This is a genomic window from Streptomyces toyocaensis, assembly GCF_000725125.1.
GTDB lineage: Bacteria > Actinomycetota > Actinomycetes > Streptomycetales > Streptomycetaceae > Streptomyces > Streptomyces toyocaensis.
Genome location: NZ_JFCB01000008.1, coordinates 69,276 through 87,177, shown reverse-complemented (window position 1 = coordinate 87,177; position 17,902 = coordinate 69,276). Strand labels below are relative to the sequence as shown.

General features: G+C 70.5%; 13 protein-coding genes. 6 read left to right on the top strand and 7 right to left on the bottom strand.

The annotated features are described in order from the left end of the window. Positions 1 to 50: 50 nt before the first annotated feature. The 3 genes from BU52_RS11660 to metH form a co-directional block, all read right to left on the bottom strand. A complete protein-coding gene (locus tag BU52_RS11660; RefSeq protein ID WP_037932334.1) occupies positions 51 to 1,658 on the bottom strand; it encodes an ABC transporter substrate-binding protein in 1,608 nt (535 codons plus the stop codon). A 442-nt stretch (positions 1,659 to 2,100) separates the two neighbouring features. Next, positions 2,101 to 2,802 (bottom strand): HAD family hydrolase, encoded by a 702-nt coding sequence (locus BU52_RS11655; protein WP_037932544.1) that lies wholly within the window; start codon positions 2,800 to 2,802, stop codon positions 2,101 to 2,103. Positions 2,803 to 2,940: 138 nt separating this feature from the next. Further along, a complete protein-coding gene (gene metH, locus BU52_RS11650) occupies positions 2,941 to 6,453 on the bottom strand; it encodes a methionine synthase (protein ID WP_037932333.1) in 3,513 nt (1,170 codons plus the stop codon). A gap of 300 nt (positions 6,454 to 6,753) precedes the next feature. On the opposite strand from metH, the gene BU52_RS11645 reads away from it, so the two are divergent. The 5 genes from BU52_RS11645 to BU52_RS11625 all read left to right on the top strand — a co-directional run bounded on the left by BU52_RS11645 (position 6,754) and on the right by BU52_RS11625 (position 13,191). Further along, entirely contained in the window at positions 6,754 to 7,518 is a 765-nt protein-coding gene (locus tag BU52_RS11645) for an IclR family transcriptional regulator (RefSeq protein WP_037932331.1), read from the top strand. Between the two features lie 342 nt (positions 7,519 to 7,860). Then, positions 7,861 to 8,655, top strand: coding sequence for an MIP/aquaporin family protein (locus tag BU52_RS11640; protein ID WP_037932330.1), 795 nt, complete (start codon positions 7,861 to 7,863; stop codon positions 8,653 to 8,655). A gap of 83 nt (positions 8,656 to 8,738) precedes the next feature. Next, complete coding sequence (gene glpK, locus BU52_RS11635; protein ID WP_037932329.1) at positions 8,739 to 10,277, top strand: glycerol kinase GlpK; 1,539 nt, start codon at positions 8,739 to 8,741, stop codon at positions 10,275 to 10,277. A gap of 8 nt (positions 10,278 to 10,285) precedes the next feature. Then, positions 10,286 to 11,902, top strand: coding sequence for a glycerol-3-phosphate dehydrogenase/oxidase (locus tag BU52_RS11630; RefSeq protein ID WP_037932328.1), 1,617 nt, complete (start codon positions 10,286 to 10,288; stop codon positions 11,900 to 11,902). 302 nt (positions 11,903 to 12,204) lie between these two features. Continuing rightward, complete coding sequence (locus BU52_RS11625) at positions 12,205 to 13,191, top strand: PAC2 family protein (protein ID WP_037932324.1); 987 nt, start codon at positions 12,205 to 12,207, stop codon at positions 13,189 to 13,191. A gap of 72 nt (positions 13,192 to 13,263) precedes the next feature. On the opposite strand, the gene mshC is transcribed toward BU52_RS11625, so the two are convergent. The 4 genes from mshC to BU52_RS11605 form a co-directional block, all read right to left on the bottom strand. Next, positions 13,264 to 14,493, bottom strand: a complete 1,230-nt coding sequence (gene mshC, locus BU52_RS11620; RefSeq protein WP_037932322.1) for a cysteine--1-D-myo-inosityl 2-amino-2-deoxy-alpha-D-glucopyranoside ligase — start codon at positions 14,491 to 14,493, stop codon at positions 13,264 to 13,266. 142 nt (positions 14,494 to 14,635) lie between these two features. Then, positions 14,636 to 15,475 carry an SCO1664 family protein gene (locus BU52_RS11615; RefSeq protein ID WP_107061144.1) on the bottom strand — a complete coding sequence of 280 codons (840 nt, stop codon included), beginning with the start codon at positions 15,473 to 15,475 and terminating at the stop codon, positions 14,636 to 14,638. Beyond that, complete coding sequence (locus tag BU52_RS11610; RefSeq protein WP_037932319.1) at positions 15,439 to 16,029, bottom strand: DUF3090 domain-containing protein; 591 nt, start codon at positions 16,027 to 16,029, stop codon at positions 15,439 to 15,441. The genes BU52_RS11615 and BU52_RS11610 overlap by 37 nt, the downstream gene beginning before the upstream one ends. A gap of 88 nt (positions 16,030 to 16,117) precedes the next feature. Then, a complete protein-coding gene (locus tag BU52_RS11605) occupies positions 16,118 to 16,804 on the bottom strand; it encodes a histidine phosphatase family protein (RefSeq protein WP_037932317.1) in 687 nt (228 codons plus the stop codon). Between the two features lie 62 nt (positions 16,805 to 16,866). Here BU52_RS11605 and corA point away from each other — a divergent pair, with 62 nt between their 5' ends. Then, on the top strand, positions 16,867 to 17,859 hold the full coding sequence (corA, locus tag BU52_RS11600) for a magnesium/cobalt transporter CorA (protein ID WP_037932315.1): 993 nt from the start codon (positions 16,867 to 16,869) through the stop codon (positions 17,857 to 17,859). The last annotated feature ends 43 nt before the right edge of the window (positions 17,860 to 17,902 follow it).

Here is a 17,902-nt window from a genome sequence, read left to right as displayed (position 1 = left end):
GTCGTTCCGTGTGCCCGGACCGCCGGGCGGTCCGGGGTCTTGCCGGTGCGTCAGCCGCTGACGCCGCGTCCGAGCTCCCAGAGCTGGAGCGTCGAGGACGAGTTGAGCGCGTAGGCGGTTCCGGTGATGCCGTCGCGGGTGGCGATGTACTGCTTGCCCTGCCACAGCGGGAGCACCGGGACGTCGTCGGCGACGATGTCCTGGATCTCCGTGAAGCTGTCGGAGGCGGACAGCCGGTCGGCCTGGCGCCGCGACTGCGGGATCAGGTCCTTGCGGATCTCGCTGTTGGCGTAGGGGGAGTTGAGGAAGTTGTCCTCGTCGAGGAAGGGCGAGATGAAGGCGTCGGCGTCCGGGTAGTCCGGGAACCAGCCCATGCCGTAGACGTCGTACTTGCCCTTGCGTCCGTCGGGGCTGAACTTCTTCCAGGGGACGCCCTCGATGTCCGTCTCGAACAGTCCGCTGTCGTTGAGCTGCTTGCTCAGCTGCTCGAACTCGGCCTTGGTGGCCGGGCCGTAGTGGTCGGTCGTGTAGTGCAGCGTCAGCTTGACCGGCGTGGTCACGCCGGCCTTCTCCAGCAGGGTGCGAGCCTTGGCCAGGCTCGGGTCGCCGTACTTGTTGAAGAACGCGTTGTTGTGGCCGGTGACGCCGGCGGGGACCAGCGAGAACAGCGGCTCGGCCTGGGAGCCGTAGACCTTGCCGACCAGCTCGCTGCGGTCGATGATCTGGGCCATCGCCTGGCGGACGGCCTTGTCCTCGACGGTCTCGGCCTTGGTGTTGAAGGCCAGGTACCGGATCTCCAGCCCCGGGGACTCGACCAGCTCGATCTCACCGCCGCCGGCGTTGCCGAGCTTCTGGACCTGCTCCGGCGACATGTTGCGGGTCATGACCTGGATGTCGCCCTTCTCCAGCGCCTCGCCCATGGACTCGGAGCTCTCGAAGGACACCAGCTCGACCTTGTCGTTGTTCACCTCCAACGCACCCTTGTAGGAGGGGTTCTTGGTGAAGGTGGCCCGGACGATCTCGTTGTCCTCGACCTCGGCGTCGAGGGTGTACGGCCCGGAACCGCCGATGTCGAAGCCCTCGCGCAGCTTGTTCTTCTCGTAGTCGTCCGGGTTGACGATGCCCGCGACCGGGGTGGACAGCTTGTACGGGAAGGTGGCGTCGGCGGCCTTGAGGTGGAAGATCACCTCGCTGTCGCCCTGCGTCTCCACGGTGTCGATGGTGGACAGCAGCGCGAAGACGCCACTGTCGGACTTGATGGCGAGGGCACGGTCGATGGAGAACTTCACATCGGCCGCGGTGACCGCGTCGCCGTTGGAGAACTTCAGTCCGTCGCGCAGCTTGCAGCTGTACCGCTCGTTGCCGGCGTCGGTGAATCCGCACGACTCGGCGGCATCGGGCACCGGCTCGCCGTCGCCGCGCGGCTGGACCATCAGGGTCTGCACGGTCTGCCGCAGGATGTTCCAGGTACCGACGTCGTACGCGAAGGCCGGGTCGAGGGGCGCGAGGCCGTCCTCCTCCGATGCGGTGAACCGGTCCGTGGTGCCCACGACGATCGCATCGCCGTCGCCGTTCCCGCTGTCGGTGTCGCCGCAAGCGGCGAGCACCGGCGCGAGCAGGCCCATCGCGGCCGCCAGCACCAAAGTCTTGCGGTTCATGCTCGAGTTTCTCCAGGACTGTCGACTCCGTGTATCCGGCATGCAGGGTTGCCGCAGCGGATGACATGGATGGGGCGAGGTTCTCGCGAAGACATTAGTCCGCGCCCGCAGGAGGGCTCGCGGCCGCCGGAGTTGACCGCTCATCACGCAGTGGAACCGGGTGTGAACGGATCGGCGAAGGTGACTGGGGAAGGATTAGTGCAGGTTCTCACCAATCGGGACACAAGGGCGCACCGATGAGGTCAGAAAACGGACGGACGGCACACCCGGACATCGTTGTCGACCCCCTTACATGTGGTGAACCTCACATGTGAAAACGGGTTCGGTGGTATCGAAATTCAGCCACCGGCAACCGGAACGAATTCTTTCGGGCGACAGCTCGTCACCGGTGGCCGAGTGGCGTCAATTCCGTTTCTCGCACCGCCGTACGCTGGGTGAAGGCCTAGCGCATTTCCGTCATCACACCGTGCAGGAATGTCAGGTCCACGACTTCCAGGGAGTGCACGACCGTCCGCCGGGCGGCCGGCGTGATCGGGCCCACCGACGGCACCGCGACGACGTGACAGCCGGCGGCCTCGGCGGCAGTGACACCGGTCACCGTGTCCTCGACGACCGCGCACCGCACGGGGTTCACGCCCAGACCGTCGGCGGCCGCCAGGTACGGGTCGGGGTGCGGCTTGGTGCGGGGCACCTCGTCACCGGCGACCGACAGCGCGAAGTGCTGCGGCCCCAGCACGGGCAGCACCCGGTCGATGATCCGCCGGTGGGAGGCGGAGACGAGCGCCGTCGGGATCTCGTACTCGGCGAGCTCGGCCAGCAGCCGCGCGGCGCCCGGCATCAGCGGCAGGGCGTGGTCGATGCGGTCCTCGAAGCCGTCGTTGAGCAGCACCGTCAGTTCGGCGAGGGTGATGTCGGCACCGGTCGCCTCGATGAGGAATCCCGCACTGCGGGTCATGGGGCCGCCGACCACGACATGGCGCCAGGCGTCGTCGAGGGTGTGGCCGAGGGAGGCGAAGACCTCCACCTCGACGTCCCACCAGAAGCCCTCGGTGTCCACCAGGGTGCCGTCCATGTCGAGGAGCACGGCCTGGAGGGCCGAGCCTTCGGCCGTGAGAGTTCCGAGCGCGGGGACCGTACTGGTCATCCACATACCTCCTTGAGGGACGATCAGGCCGGTTCCCACGAGGGGAACCGGCCTGCGGTGGACCGACCAGTGTACGTGGTACGCCCCCGGAATGCCTGATGTGGCGCGTGCCGCGGGTCGCGGCGGGTCGCGGACGCCTCAGCGGGCGTTGAAGTACTTGGCCTCCGGGTGGTGGATGACGATGGCGTCCGTGGACTGCTCGGGGTGCAGCTGGAACTCCTCGGAGAGGTGGACCCCGATGCGCTCCGGCCGGAGCAGGTCGGCGATCTTGGCGCGGTCCTCCAGGTCCGGGCAGGCGCCGTAGCCGAGGGAGAAGCGGGCGCCCCGGTACTTCAGGGCGAACATGTCCTCCATCTCCGCCGGGTCCTCCCCGGAGAAGCCGAGCTCGGAGCGCACGCGCGCGTGCCAGTACTCGGCGAGCGCCTCGGCCAGCTGCACGGACAGCCCGTGCAGTTCGAGGTAGTCCCGGTAGGCGTTGGCCTCGAACATCCGCGCGGTCTCCTCGCCGATGCGGGAACCGACGGTGACGACCTGCAGCCCCACGACATCGGTCTCGCCCGACTCCTCCGGGCGGAAGAAGTCCGCCAGGCACAGACGGCGGCCGCGGCGCTGGCGCGGGAAGGTGAAACGGGTGCGCTCGTTGCCCTGCTCGTCCAGGATGATCAGGTCGTCGTCCTTGGAGACGCACGGGAAGTAGCCGTAGACCACGGCCGCCTCCAGCAGGTTCTCCGTCTGCAGCCGGTCCAGCAGCCCGCGCAGCCTCGGCCGGCCCTCGGTCTCGACCAGCTCCTCGTACGTCGGGCCCGCACCGGTGCGGGATTGCTTCAGGCCCCACTGGCCCTTGAACAGCGCACCCTCGTCCAGCCAGCTCGCGTACTCCTTGAGCTGGATGCCCTTGATCACGCGGGTGCCCCGGAACGGCGGCTCGGGGACGGGGTTGTCGGTGGCGACGTCGGAGCGGACGTGCCCCGCCTCGGGGCGCTCCTCGACCTCGACCGTGGCCGCGCGGACCCGGCGCTGCCTGAGCTCGGGCAGGCGCGCCCCGGGAACGCCGCGCTTGATGCCGATGAGCGCGTCCATCAGGCGCAGGCCCTCGAAGGCGTCACGGGCGTAGCGGACCTCGCCCTGGTAGATCTCGTGCAGGTCCTGTTCGACGTAGGCGCGGGTGAGGGCGGCGCCGCCCAGGATGACGGGGTAGTCGGCGGCCAGCCCCCGCTGGTTGAGCTCCTCGAGGTTCTCCTTCATGATCACGGTGGACTTGACCAGCAGGCCGGACATGCCGATGACGTCGGCCTTGTGCTCGTCGGCGGCTTCCAGGATCGCGGAGACGGGCTGCTTGATGCCCAGGTTGACCACGTTGTAGCCGTTGTTCGACAGGATGATGTCGACCAGGTTCTTGCCGATGTCGTGCACGTCCCCGCGCACCGTGGCCAGCACGATGGTGCCCTTGCCGGCCTCGTCGGTCTTCTCCATGTGCGGTTCCAGGTGCGCCACCGCGGTCTTCATCACCTCGGCGGACTGCAGTACGAACGGCAGCTGCATCTGCCCGGAACCGAACAGCTCCCCGACCACCTTCATGCCGTCCAGCAGGGTGTCGTTGACGATGTCCAGCGCCGGGCGCTCCCGGAGCGCCTCGTCCAGGTCCTGCTCCAGCCCGTTGCGCTCGCCGTCGATGATCCGCCGCTTCAGCCGCTCCTCCAGGGGCAGCGCGGCCAGCTCCTCGGCCTTGCCCGCCTTGAGCGACTTCGCCGTGGCCCCTTCGAACAGCTGCATGAGCTTCTGCAGCGGGTCGTAGCCCTCACGACGGCGGTCGTAGATCAGGTCCAGGGCCGTGGTGACCTCTTCCTCGCTGAACCGCGCGATGGGCAGGATCTTCGAGGCGTGGACGATCGCCGAGTCCAGACCCGCCTTGACGCACTCGTCGAGGAACACGGAGTTCAGCAGGATGCGGGCGGCCGGGTTGAGACCGAAGGAGATGTTCGACAGGCCGAGGGTGGTCTGGACACGGGGGTGGCGCTTCTTCAGCTCGCGGATGCCCTCGATGGTGGCCAGGCCGTCCTTGCGGGACTCCTCCTGGCCGGTACAGATGGTGAAGGTCAGGCAGTCGACGAGGATGTCCTCCTCGCGGATGCCCCAGGTGCCGGTCAGGTCGTCGATCAGCCGCTCGGCGATCTCCACCTTCTTCTCGGCGGTCCGGGCCTGCCCCACCTCGTCGATGGTCAGCGCGATCAGCGCGGCCCCGTGCTCCTTCGCCAGCCGGGTGACGCGGGCGAAGCGGGACTCGGGGCCGGCCCCGTCCTCGTAGTTCACCGAGTTGATCACCGCACGCCCGCCGAGCTTCTCCAGTCCGGCCCGGATGACGTCGACCTCGGTGGAGTCCAGCACGACGGGCAGCGTGGACGCCGTCGCGAACCGGCCCGCCAGCTCCCGCATGTCGGCCACACCGTCGCGGCCGACGTAGTCGACGCACAGGTCCAGCATGTGCGCGCCCTCGCGGATCTGCTCGCGGGCGATCTCCACGCAGTTGTCCCAGCGGCCCTCCAGCATGGCCTCCCGGAACTTCTTCGACCCGTTGGCGTTCGTCCGCTCACCGATCGCCAGGTAGGAGGTGTCCTGCCGGAAGGGGACCGTCTGGTAGAGGGAGGCGGCGCCGGGCTCCGGACGCGGGTCGCGCTCCGCCGGGGACACGCCCCGCACCCGTTCCACGAGCTGCCGCAGGTGCTCCGGCGTCGTGCCGCAGCAGCCGCCCACGAGGGACAGGCCGTAGTCCCGTACGAAGGTCTCCTGGGCGTCCGCGAGGTCTCCCGCGCTCAGCGGGTAGCGCGCGCCGTCCTTGGTGAGCTCCGGCAGGCCGGCGTTCGGCATGCACGACAGCCGGACGCGTGAGTGCCGGGACAGGTAGCGCAGGTGCTCGCTCATCTCGGCCGGCCCGGTGGCACAGTTCAGGCCGATCATGTCGACGCCGAGGGGCTCCAGCGCGGTCAGTGCCGCACCGATCTCCGAACCGAGCAGCATCGTGCCCGTCGTCTCCACCGTCACCGACACGATCAGCGGGACCTCGAAGCCCGCGGTCTCCATGGCGCGGCGGGCGGCGATGACGGAGGCCTTGGTCTGCAGCAGGTCCTGCGTCGTCTCCACCAGCAGGGCGTCCGCGCCGCCCGCGAGCAGGCCCTCGGCGTTCTGCTGGTAGGCGTCGCGGATGGCGGTGAAGGTGGTGTGGCCGAGGGTGGGCAGCTTGGTGCCGGGGCCCATCGAGCCGAGCACCCACCGCTGCCGGCCGTCCCGCGCCGCGAACTCGTCCGCGGTCTCGCGGGCGATGCGCGCGCCCGCCTCGGACAGCTCGGTGACGCGCTCGGGGATGTCGTACTCGCCGAGGGCGGTGAGGTTGGCACCGAAGGTGTTGGTCTCGACGCAGTCGACTCCGGCGTCGAAGTACTCGGAGTGGACCGAACGGACGATGTCCGGGCGCGTCAGGTTCAGGATCTCGTTGCAGCCCTCGAGGTTCTGGAAGTCCTCGAGCGTGGGGTCGTGGGCCTGGAGCATGGTGCCCATCGCTCCGTCGGCGACCACCACGCGGGTGGCGAGCGCCTCGCGGAGAGCGGACGCACGGGTCCGGCTGTCGGCGGAAGGGTTCAGCGGCAACGAGGCCATGGAAGGGGCTCCCTCTGGATGCGACGGCTGTCGGCTTTGCGGCTGCCCGGGAAGCTCCTGGTGCGTGCTTCCCGGCAGGGCGCACGCCGTCAGGGTATCCGGGACCGCGCCCCGATGTTCAGGGCGTCCACGGGACGGACGAAGATGGCCGACTGGTGCTGTTCGGAGGAGGAGTTGCGGAACCGATCACGGTCGACCATTAGCGAGAGGTCGACATGGACCGGTAGTGTTCGGCATTGCCGAACAGCGGCAGCGGCGCGTCGTGGGTCGACGGGCGAAGGGGACGGAGGCAGTACGGCGATGGCACGGAACATCCAGTCGCTCGAACGGGCGGCAGCGATGCTGCGGCTGCTCGCGGGTGGCGAGCGACGGCTCGGCCTGTCGGACATCGCCTCCTCGCTGGGTCTCGCCAAGGGCACCGCCCACGGCATCCTGCGCACCCTCCAGCAGGAGGGATTCGTCGAGCAGGACGACGCCTCCGGGCGCTACCAGCTCGGTGCCGAGCTGCTGCGCCTGGGCACCACCTATCTCGACGTGCACGAACTGCGGGCGCGCGCCCTGGTGTGGACGGACGACCTGGCCCGCTCCAGCGGCGAGAGCGTCTACCTCGGGGTGCTGCACCAGCAGGGCGTGCTCATCGTGCACCACGTCTTCCGGCCCGACGACAGCCGGCAGGTCCTGGAGATCGGGGCCATGCAGCCGCTGCACTCCACGGCCCTGGGCAAGGTGCTGTCGGCGTACGACCCGGTGGCGCACAGCGAGGCTCTGGAGGCCGACCGCAAGGCCTTCACCGACCGCACCGTGTGCGACCTCGACGCCTTCGAGCACATTCTCGATCTCACCCGCGCGCGCGGGTACGCGGCGGACGTCGAGGAGACCTGGGAGGGCGTCGCCTCCGTCGCCGCCCCCATTCACGACCGGCGGCGCATGCCCGTGGGTGCCGTCGGCATCGCGGGGGCCGTGGAGCGGCTGCGCCGCGACGGCGAGCTGCGGCCCGAGCTGGTCGCGGCGGTGCGGGACTGTGCCCGCGCGGTCTCGCGGGACCTGGGCGCCGGCCGCTTCTGAGGGGGACGGACAGGGACCGGGGTGCCGTACGGCGTTCCGGTCACAGGTGTGCCCGGGGTGACGCCCGGGGATGCACACACCGTACGCGTGGCGACGGAACGCCGCGAAGATCGATGACTCGGGGCGATCAATAACGATCGCGTTTTCGATTACCAAACCCTTGACGCATGCGGGGCGCCGGGCAAGACTCCCGTCCACCGGTCGGCATTGTCGAACACTTAACGGCAATACGCGTTAGAGTGTGACAACGCCAAGGGCCGGCATCGCTCTCACCCCTGAGGGCGCCAATCCCCGGTGGGACCCGGGGGTCGGCTCCCTGGACGAAGGACAAAGGAGTCGCGGGTGTCCAGCTCCGACATCTTCATCGGCGAGACCATCGGTACCGCCATACTCATCCTGCTCGGCGGCGGTGTGTGTGCCGCCGTGACGCTCAAGGCCTCCAAGGCCCGTAACGCCGGCTGGCTCGCCATCGCCTTCGGGTGGGGCTTCGCCGTCATGACGGCGGTGTACATCGCGGGGCCGCTCTCCGGCGCCCACCTCAACCCGGCCGTGACCGTGGCCCTCGCCGTCAAGGACGGCGACTGGAGCAACGTCCCGACCTACTTCGCCGGAGAGTTCCTCGGCGCGATGATCGGCGCGGCCCTGGTCTGGGTGGCGTACTACGGACAGTTCCAGGCCCACCTCACCGACAAGGAGATCGTGGGCGGCCCGGGCGCGCAGTCCACCGCCGCGAAGTCGGTCGAGGCGCAGGAGAAGGGCGCGGGCCCCGTGCTCGGCGTCTTCTCCACGGGTCCGGAGATCCGGCACACGGTGCAGAACCTCGCCACGGAGATCATCGGCACCGTCGTGCTGCTGCTCGCCGTGCTCACCCAGGGCCTGAACGACGCGGGAAACGGCCTCGGCGTGCTGGGCGGTCTGATCACGGCGCTCGTGGTCGTCTCGATCGGTCTGTCCCTCGGCGGCCCGACCGGTTACGCGATCAACCCGGCCCGCGACCTCGGTCCGCGCATCGTCCACGCCCTGCTGCCGCTGCCCAACAAGGGCGGCTCCGACTGGTCGTACGCCTGGATCCCGGTGGTCGGTCCGCTGATCGGCGGTGCCCTCGCGGCCGGTATCTACAACGTCGCCTTCGCATAGGTGACCAGGTGGCCGAAAACCGCGAACGTTGTAGAAGCGCCGTACAGACAGCCCCGTAACCAAGGAACTCGCAGGAGCACACAGTGACCGACGCCCACACCGCCGGCCCCTTCATCGCCGCCATCGACCAGGGCACCACCTCGTCCCGCTGCATCGTCTTCGACCGCGACGGCCGCATCGTCTCCGTCGACCAGAAGGAGCACGAGCAGATCTTCCCCAAGCCGGGCTGGGTCGAGCACGACGCCACGGAGATCTGGACCAACGTCCAGGAGGTCGTCGCCGGGGCCATCGACAAGGCCGGCATCACCCGCGACGACATCAAGGCCATCGGCATCACCAACCAGCGCGAGACCACCGTCCTGTGGGACAGGAACACCGGTGAGCCCGTCCACAACGCCATCGTCTGGCAGGACACGCGCACCGACGCCCTGTGCCGCGAGCTCGGCCGCAACGTCGGCCAGGACCGCTTCCGCCGCGAGACCGGCCTCCCCCTCGCCTCCTACTTCGCCGGCCCCAAGGCCCGCTGGCTGCTCGACAACGTCGACGGCCTCAAGGAGCGCGCCGAGGCGGGCGACATCCTCTTCGGCACCATGGACACCTGGGTCATCTGGAACCTGACCGGTGGTGTCGACGGCGGCAAGCACGTCACGGACGTCACCAACGCGTCGCGCACGATGCTGATGAACCTGCACACCATGCAGTGGGACGACAGGATCTGCGAGTCGATCGGCGTCCCCAAGCGGGTCCTGCCGGAGATCCGCTCCTCCGCCGAGGTCTACGGCGAGATCAAGGGCGGCAAGCTGGGTGACCTGCTCGGCGGCATCCCCGTCGCCTCCGCGCTCGGCGACCAGCAGGCGGCCCTGTTCGGTCAGACCTGCTTCTCCGAGGGCGAGACCAAGTCGACGTACGGCACCGGCACCTTCATGGTGATGAACACCGGTGACAAGATCATCAATTCCTACAGCGGCCTGCTGACCACGGTCGGCTACAAGATCGGCGACCAGGACACGGTCTACGCCCTGGAGGGCTCGATCGCCGTCACCGGTTCGCTGGTGCAGTGGATGCGCGACCAGATGGGCCTGATCTCCACCGCCGCCGAGATCGAGACCCTCGCGCTCTCCGTCGAGGACAACGGCGGCGCCTACTTCGTGCCCGCCTTCTCCGGCCTGTTCGCCCCGTACTGGCGCTCCGACGCCCGCGGTGTGATCGCCGGCCTGACCCGGTACGTCACCAAGGCGCACCTGGCCCGGGCCGTCCTGGAGGCCACCGCCTGGCAGACGCGGGAGATCGCCGACGCCATGACGAAGGACTCCGGCGTGGAGCTCACCGCCCTCAAGGTCGACGGCGGCATGACCTCCAACAACCTGCTGATGCAGACGCTCTCGGACTTCCTGGACGCTCCCGTGGTGCGCCCGATGGTCGCCGAGACCACCTGCCTCGGCGCCGCCTACGCCGCCGGTCTCGCCGTCGGCTTCTGGAACAGCACCGACGACCTGCGCGCCAACTGGCGGCGGGCCGCCGAGTGGACCCCCCGCATGGACGCGGACACCCGCGACCGTGAGTACAAGAGCTGGCTCAAGGCCGTCGAGCGGACCATGGGCTGGCTCGAGGACGAGGAGTAAGAAACAGCATGACCACTCAGTCCACCCTGCAGTCCGTGCCTGCCCTGGGGACGCACCCGGCCTCCGGCTCCAACCCGAGCCGGGCCGAGACCAGGGAGCAGCTTTCCAAGGCGTCGTACGACCTTCTCGTGATCGGCGGCGGCATCCTGGGCATCTCCACCGCCTGGCACGCCGCGCAGTCCGGCCTCAGGGTGGCTCTGGTGGACGCCGGCGACTTCGCCGGTGCCACGTCCTCCGCCTCCTCCAAGCTCCTCCACGGCGGTCTGCGCTACCTGCAGACCGGCGCGGTGAAGCTGGTGGCGGAGAACCACTTCGAGCGCCGTGCGGTCTCCCGCCAGGTGGCACCCCACCTGTCGAACCCGCTCACGTTCTACCTCCCCGTGTACAAGGGCGGGCCGCACGGCGCGGCGAAGCTCGGGGCCGGCGTCTTCGCCTACTCCGCGCTCTCGGCGTTCGGCGACGGCGTCGGCCACCTGCTCTCGCCCGCCAAGGCCGCGCAGGACGTGCCGGAGCTGCGCACCGACAACCTCAGGGCCGTGGCCGTGTACGGCGACGACCAGATGAACGACGCCCGCATGGCGCTGATGACGGTCCGCGCGGCGGCCGAGTCCGGCGCGGTCGTCCTCAACCACGCCGAGGTGACGGGCCTGCGCTTCACCAAGGGCCGGGTCACCGGCGCCGAGCTGCGCGACCGCATCTCCGGCGACGAGTTCGGCGTCGACGCCCGCCTCGTGCTGAACGCCACCGGCCCCTGGGTCGACCACCTGCGCCGGATGGAGGACCCGGGCGCCGCGCCGTCCATCCGGCTGTCGAAGGGCGCGCATCTGGTCCTGAAGCGGACCAGCCCCTGGAAGGCCGCGCTGGCCACGCCGATCGACAAGTACCGGATCACCTTCGCCCTCCCCTGGGAGGACATGCTGCTGCTCGGCACGACCGACGAGGAGTTCGAGGGCGACCCGGCGGACGTCGCGGTCACCGAGAAGGACACCGCGCAGATACTCGATGAGGCCGCGTTCTCCATCCGCGACCAGCAGCTCGACCGTGATCTGATCACCTACGCCTTCGCCGGTCTGCGGGTGCTGCCGGGCGGCCCCGGCGACACGGCCAAGGCCAAGCGGGAGACGGTCGTCACCGAGGGCCGCGGCGGGATGCTGTCCGTCGCGGGCGGCAAGTGGACCACGTTCCGCCACATCGGCCGCACGGTGATGCAGAAGCTCCAGGCGCTGCCGGGCCACCCGCTCGGCGAGGACTTCGAGCCGGTCTCCTCGCTGCCGAAGAAGCTGCCGCTGCCCGGTGTGGCCAACCCCCGCGCGGTGGCCCACCGGCTGCTGGTCGACGGGCCGGCACCCGGCCCGCGGATGGCGGCGGACACCGCCAGGCATCTGGCCACCCACTACGGTTCGCTGGCCTTCGACATCGCCCGGCTGGCCAACGAGGACCCGGCGCTGGGCCGGCGCGTCCACCCGGACGCCCCGGAGATCCGGGCGCAGGTCGTCTGGGCCCGGGACCACGAGTGGGCCGAGACCGCGGACGACGTGCTGCGCCGCCGCACCACGCTGACGATCCGGGGCCTGGCCACGGACGAGGTCCGCGCGGACGTCCAGGAGCTGCTCGACAAGAAGTGACGGCCGGTCCCCCGGCTCCCCCGCACGGGAGCCGGCCCGGGGAGAGGGGCGGTTCCGCGCCGGCGGGGCCGCCCCTCTTCCACGCCGCTCGGGGGTGCCCGCCTGAGGGGCCCTCAGACAACGCGCCGCCACCGCCGCCGCCCCACCGCGGCGCCACGGGACCGGAGTTCGCTGCCGTAGTGTTTCCCGGTGTCCCGCGGGGCAGTGATGGGGCACTCCCCCTGTGAGGGGGCTGCGGGCGCCCCCGTGGGCACGCCGTAAGGTTGGGGCGTACGCGAGGGCACGTCGGAAGGAGGCGCTGGGTGATCGAGCTCGAGGGGGTTCCCGAGCTGATCGACCCGGTCATGGTGGCCGCGTTCGAGGGCTGGAACGATGCCGGTGACGCCGCATCCACCGCGGTCGCGCACCTGGACAGGGAGTGGAAGGGCGAGGTGTTCGCGGCGCTGGACGCCGAGGACTACTACGACTTCCAGGTGAACCGCCCCACGGTGTTCATGGACGGCGGGGTCCGCAAGATCACCTGGCCGACGACGCGGCTGTCGGTGGTCCGGGTCGGCGGTGAGAAACCGCGCGACCTGGTGCTGGTCCGCGGCATCGAACCGTCCATGCGGTGGCGCTCGTTCTGCAACGAGATCCTCGGCTTCGCCCACGAACTCGGCGTGGAGCTGGTGGTCGTGCTGGGCGCGCTGCTCGGCGACACCCCGCACACCCGTCCGGTTCCGATCAGCGGGACCACCTCCGACCCGGACCTGGCCCGCCGCATGGGCCTGGAGGAGACCAAGTACGAGGGTCCCACCGGCATCGTCGGCATCCTCCAGGAGGCGTGCACCCACGCGGGCGTGCCCGCGGTGTCGCTGTGGGCGGCGGTCCCGCACTACGTCTCGCAGCCGCCGAACCCGAAGGCCACGCTGGCCCTCCTCAACCGTCTGGAGGACCTGATCGACGTGCGGATCCCGCTGGGCGAACTGCCCGAGGACGCGCGTGCCTGGCAGGTGGGAGTGGACCAACTGGCCGCGGAGGACAGCGAGGTCGCCGAGTACGTCCAGACGCTGGAGGAGGCACGGGACACGGCCGAGCTGCCGGAGGCGTCGGGCGAGGCGATCGCCCGCGAGTTCGAGCGGTATCTGCGGCGTCGTGACGGGGCGTCGGGGCCGTCCGGCGGGCACGCCACCGCGGACGGCTCGGACGGCACGTCGTACCGGCGGGACAGCCCGGGCGGCCGGGCCCGGCCGCCCAAGCCGCCGACGCCGGAGTCCGACGCGGACGGCGGGGATCCGCCGGAGGACTGAGCCACGCGAAGGGCGCCCCCTCCCTCCCGGGAAGGGGCGCCCTCCGTCGTGTGCCGCTCTGCCGCAGCGCTCCTACAGCGCCACGCCGAGCAACGCGTCCACCGCGCGGGAGACGATGCCCGGCGCGCCGGGGTCGGTGCCGCCGCTCTGCTCCTGCAGCACCGTCCAGCGGTCGACGGCCGCCAGCGCGGCCGGGGCGTCCAGATCGTCGGCCAGGGCCTCGCGGATCTCCTCGACCAGTGCCTCGGCGGGCGGGCCGTCGGGACGGGAGACGGCGGCGCGCCAGTGCTCCAGACGCGTCACGGCGTCCTGGAGGACCCCGTCGGTCCACTCCCAGTCGGAGCGGTAGTGGTGGGCGAGCAACGCCAGCCGGATCGCCGCCGGGTCCACGCCGTCGCGCCGCAGCCGGGACACGAACACCAGGTTGCCCTTGGACTTGGACATCTTCTCGCCGTGCAGGGCGACCATGCCGGCGTGGACGTACGCCTGGGCCATGGGGAACTCGCCGGTGAGCACCTGGGCGTGGGAGGCACCCATCTCGTGGTGCGGGAAGACCAGGTCGGAGCCGCCGCCCTGGACGTCGAAGCCCATGCCGAGGTGGTCGAGGGCGATGGCAACGCACTCGATGTGCCAGCCGGGACGGCCCCGGCCGAGCGAACCGCCGTCCCAGCTCGGCTCGCCCTCGCGGGCGGCCATCCACAGCATCGGGTCGACCGGGTTCTTCTTGCCCGGGCGGTCCGGGTCGCCGCCGCGCTCGGCGGACAGCAGGCGCATGGCGGCGGCGTCGAGGTGCGACACCTGGCCGAAGTGCCGGTCCGACTCGACGGAGAAGTAGACGTCGCCGTCGATCTCGTAGGTCGCACCGAGATCGCGCAGACGTTCGACGATCGGCACGATGCCGGGTATCGCCTCCACGGCGCCTATGTAGTGCCGCGGGGGCAGCATGCGCAGGGCCGTCATGTCCTCACGGAACAGCGCGGTCTCGCGCTCGGCGAGCGCGGTCCAGTCGAGGCCGTCCCGGTCGGCCCGCTCCAGCAGCGGGTCGTCGACATCGGTGACGTTCTGGACGTAGTGAACCTGCCGCTTGGTGTCGAGCCACACGCGCTGCACGAGGTCGAACGCGTTGTAGGTCGCCGCGTGTCCGATGTGGGTGGCGTCGTAGGGCGTGATGCCGCAGACGTAGATACGGGCGACGGGACCGGGGTCGAGGCTGATCGTGCCTCCGGTCGCGGTGTCGTGGATCCTCAGGTCGCGGCCCTGACCGGGCAGGGCGGGGACCTCGGAAGCGGGCCAGGCATGCATGCCCTGAGCCTAACCGGACCGGAGTTCCGGATACGAACCGGAGCGGGCCGGATGACCGAGAAGGCCCTCTTGCGCGTCGCCGCGCGGCGTGCGGCGGGTTCCGCCGCGCCGACGTCGCGCGCCGGACGGCCCTTCGCCCTCGTCAGACCGGGGGCCAGGGGATGGCCGGCCAGTCGGTGCCAGGTCGCGGATGGACACCCGTGGTGAGCAGGGAGTCGACACGGGCGCGGGTGGCGTCGATCTCCGCGGGGGTGATCAAGGGGGCCAGGACGGCGGTGAGGGGGCCGGCGGCCGTGAGGGCGCTCCTGAGGCCCTCCAGGACCCCCAGGGCCTCCTGGGTCAACGGCTCCCCCGCCCAGCCCCACAGCAGCGTGCGCAGCTTGTCCTCGGCGTTGAAGGTGACCCCGTGGTCGATGCCGTACAGCAGCCCTTCCGCGGTGGGCAGCAGGTGGCCGCCCTTGCGGTCGGCGTTGTTGATCACGGCGTCGAACACGGCCAGCCGGCGCAGCCGCTCGTCGTCGGCGTGCACGAGCAGCGCGGTGCGGCCCTCACCGACCTCCGCCGGACCGATGGCCTTCCAGCCCGGCCCGGGCTCCTCCCCGTCCACCAGGGCGAGGAGTTCCGCACCCGGTGCCATCTCGACCCACAGCTGGCACATGCCCTCGCCGTACGGGCCGTCCCGCAGCACGGTGGGCGGCACGAGGCCCCACCCGGTCGCCTGGGAGACCTCGTAGGCGGCGACCTCGCGCCCGGCGAGCGTCCCGTCGGGGAAGTCCCACAGGGGCCGCTCCCCGGCGACCGGCTTGTAGACGCAGGCGGCCTCGTGCCCCTCGTGGGTGACGGTGCAGTACAGCGCCGCGTTCGAGGCCTCGCGGATGCGTCCGCGCACGGTCAGCTCGCCCCGCGCGAGCAGCGCCGCGGCGGCCGGGCCTGCGGCCGTCACGCTCACGCTCCGCGGCGGTATCCGTTCTGGCGCGGACATACGTGTCCCTCCGGGTCGAGCGGGAGGCTGCACAGCGGACACGGCGGCCGCCCCGCGTTGACGACGTCCAGGGCGCGCTTGGCGAAGGCTCGCGCCTGCGCGCCGGTGAGCCGGACGCGGAGCATCGGGGGTCCGTTCTCCTCGTCCTGGAGCAGCCGCTCCTCGGCCTCGGCGAGGTCCTCCTCGGAGTCGGCGTCCAGCTCGACGAGCGCCTGCGCCTCGACGATCATGCGCTGGTCCTCGCCGTCCCAGGCGAGCGCCATGGTGCCGACGCGGAACTCCTCCTCGACCGGGGTGTCCAGCGGAGCGGTGTCGGCGACCTCGGTCGGCGTCATGGCGGGCACCGCCGCGCTGCCGCCGCTACGGCGTACGACCTCGTCGAGCAGTTCGTCCATGCGCTCGGCGAGCGCGGCGACCTGGGTCTTCTCCAGGGCCACGCTGGTCACCCGGGAGCCGGCGGAGGCCTGGAGGAAGAACGTACGGCGCCCTGGCAGTCCGACCGTGCCGGCCACGAAACGTTCCGGCTGGTCGTAGAGGAACACCTGACGGGACACGTCCTGTCTCCATTGAGAGTCGTGGGAACGGGCGGCTGTTCGAACGGGAGCGCATGCTGCGGTCGCTTCACCCTACTGCGGCCGACGATCACGGTGCGCCCGCGTCGCCCCCGACCGTCGCGTCGTCGGCGGGCGTCTCCTCGCGCGGCGCCAGGGAGGCGAGGTCGCCGGTGTCGCCGAGACGGACGAGAAACGGACGCAACCGTGTGTAGCGGATCGCGGTGATGGAACACGGTTCCACGGTGATCCGCTGAAAGAGGTCGAGATGGAGTCCCAGCGCGTCGGCGACCAGAGACTTGATGATGTCGCCGTGCGAACACATGAGGTACACGGCGTCGGCACCGTGATCACGCTCCACGCGCGTGTTCCACTCGCGCACCGCCTCGGCGGCGCGCGTCTGCATCGCGCGCATGGACTCCCCGCCGGGGAACGCCGCCGCCGACGGGTGCGCCTGCACCACCTCCATCAACGGCTCGTCCTTGAGCTCGGCGAGTTTACGGCCCGACCAGTCGCCGTAGTGGCACTCGCCGATCCGCTCGTCGGTGTGCGGGGTCAGGCCCGGGCGGGCGTCCAGCAGCGGGCCGATCGTCTCCCGGCAGCGCTGGAGCGGGCTGGTGACGATCTCGGCCAGCGGCAGTCCGGCGAGCCGGTCCGGCAGTGCGGCGGCCTGCGCGGCCCCGCGGTCGTCGAGGGCGACGCCGGGCGTCCAGCCGGCGAGCAGTCCCTCGGTGTTGGCGGTGGAACGTCCGTGCCGGACCAGGAGCAATGTGGGCATGCGGACCAGGGTAGGCGCACCCGTGTGTGCGGTGTCCGTGCTGTGGAGGGAGAAGACGCTTCGTGATCGTCGACTGTGCCATCTACCGGGAGGGAAAACGGTCGGAGGGGCCCCAGGACTTCTCCGACGCGCTGGACGAGGCGCGGTCGGCGCGGGGTTTCGTCTGGATCGGGCTGCACGAGCCGTCGGCCGACGAGTTCGACCTGGTCGCGCAGGAGTTCGCGCTGCACCCGCTGGCGGTGGAGGACGCGCTCAAGGCCCATCAGCGGCCCAAACTCGAGGTGTACGACGACTCGCTCTTCGTGGTGCTCAAACCGGTGGTGTACGAGCCGCGGAGCGACACCGTCTCCTCCGGCGAGATCATGATCTTCCTCGGTGACTCGTTCGCGGTGACGGTGCGGCACGGGGAGGGCGCCCCGCTGAAGGCGGTGCGCGACCGGCTCGAGCGGGAGCCCGACCTGCTGGGCGAGGGGGCGACCTCCGTGCTGTACGCGGTCGCCGACGCCGTCGTCGACCACTACCTGGAGGTGGCGACCGAGCTGCAGACCGATCTGGAGGAGCTGGAGGCCGAGGTCTTCACCCCGGACGGGGGGTCGCGCAACACCGCCTCCCGGATCTACGACTTCAAACGGCAGATCCTGGAGTTCCGCCGCGCGACCGGGCCGCTGGCGCTGCCGATGACACGGCTGGCGGGGGCGGGCACGTTCGGGGCGCCCGTGCCGTTCGTGAAGGACGGGGCGCGGCCCTACTTCCGTGACGTGCACGATCACCTCACCCGCGTGAACGAGTCCGTGGAGGGGCTGGACCGGCTGGTCTCGGACATCCTCTCGGCGCACCTGGCGCAGATGAGCGTGCGGCAGAACGACGACATGCGGAAGATCTCCGCGTGGGCGGCGATGGCCGCGGTCCCCACGATGCTCGCGGGGATCTACGGGATGAACTTCGAGCACATGCCTGAGTTGCGGTGGGAGTGGTCGTACCCGGTGGTGATCGTGGTGATGGCGGTGCTGGAGGTGCTGCTGTACCGGCTGTTCAAGCGGCGGGGGTGGATGTAGGCCGGCGGTTTTGGGGTGGGCAGGTGGTCAGTGAGGGTGGTCG

Coding starts and splice junctions, on each gene's coding strand:
- BU52_RS11660 (WP_037932334.1), bottom strand. CDS start 1,658: ATGAACCGCAAGACTTTGGTGCTGGCGGCCGCGATGGGCCTGCTCGCG.
- BU52_RS11655 (WP_037932544.1), bottom strand. CDS start 2,802: ATGACCAGTACGGTCCCCGCGCTCGGAACTCTCACGGCCGAAGGCTCG.
- metH (WP_037932333.1), bottom strand. CDS start 6,453: ATGGCCTCGTTGCCGCTGAACCCTTCCGCCGACAGCCGGACCCGTGCG.
- BU52_RS11645 (WP_037932331.1), top strand. CDS start 6,754: ATGGCACGGAACATCCAGTCGCTCGAACGGGCGGCAGCGATGCTGCGG.
- BU52_RS11630 (WP_037932328.1), top strand. CDS start 10,286: ATGACCACTCAGTCCACCCTGCAGTCCGTGCCTGCCCTGGGGACGCAC.
- mshC (WP_037932322.1), bottom strand. CDS start 14,493: ATGCATGCCTGGCCCGCTTCCGAGGTCCCCGCCCTGCCCGGTCAGGGC.
- BU52_RS11615 (WP_107061144.1), bottom strand. CDS start 15,475: ATGTCCGCGCCAGAACGGATACCGCCGCGGAGCGTGAGCGTGACGGCC.
- BU52_RS11605 (WP_037932317.1), bottom strand. CDS start 16,804: ATGCCCACATTGCTCCTGGTCCGGCACGGACGTTCCACCGCCAACACC.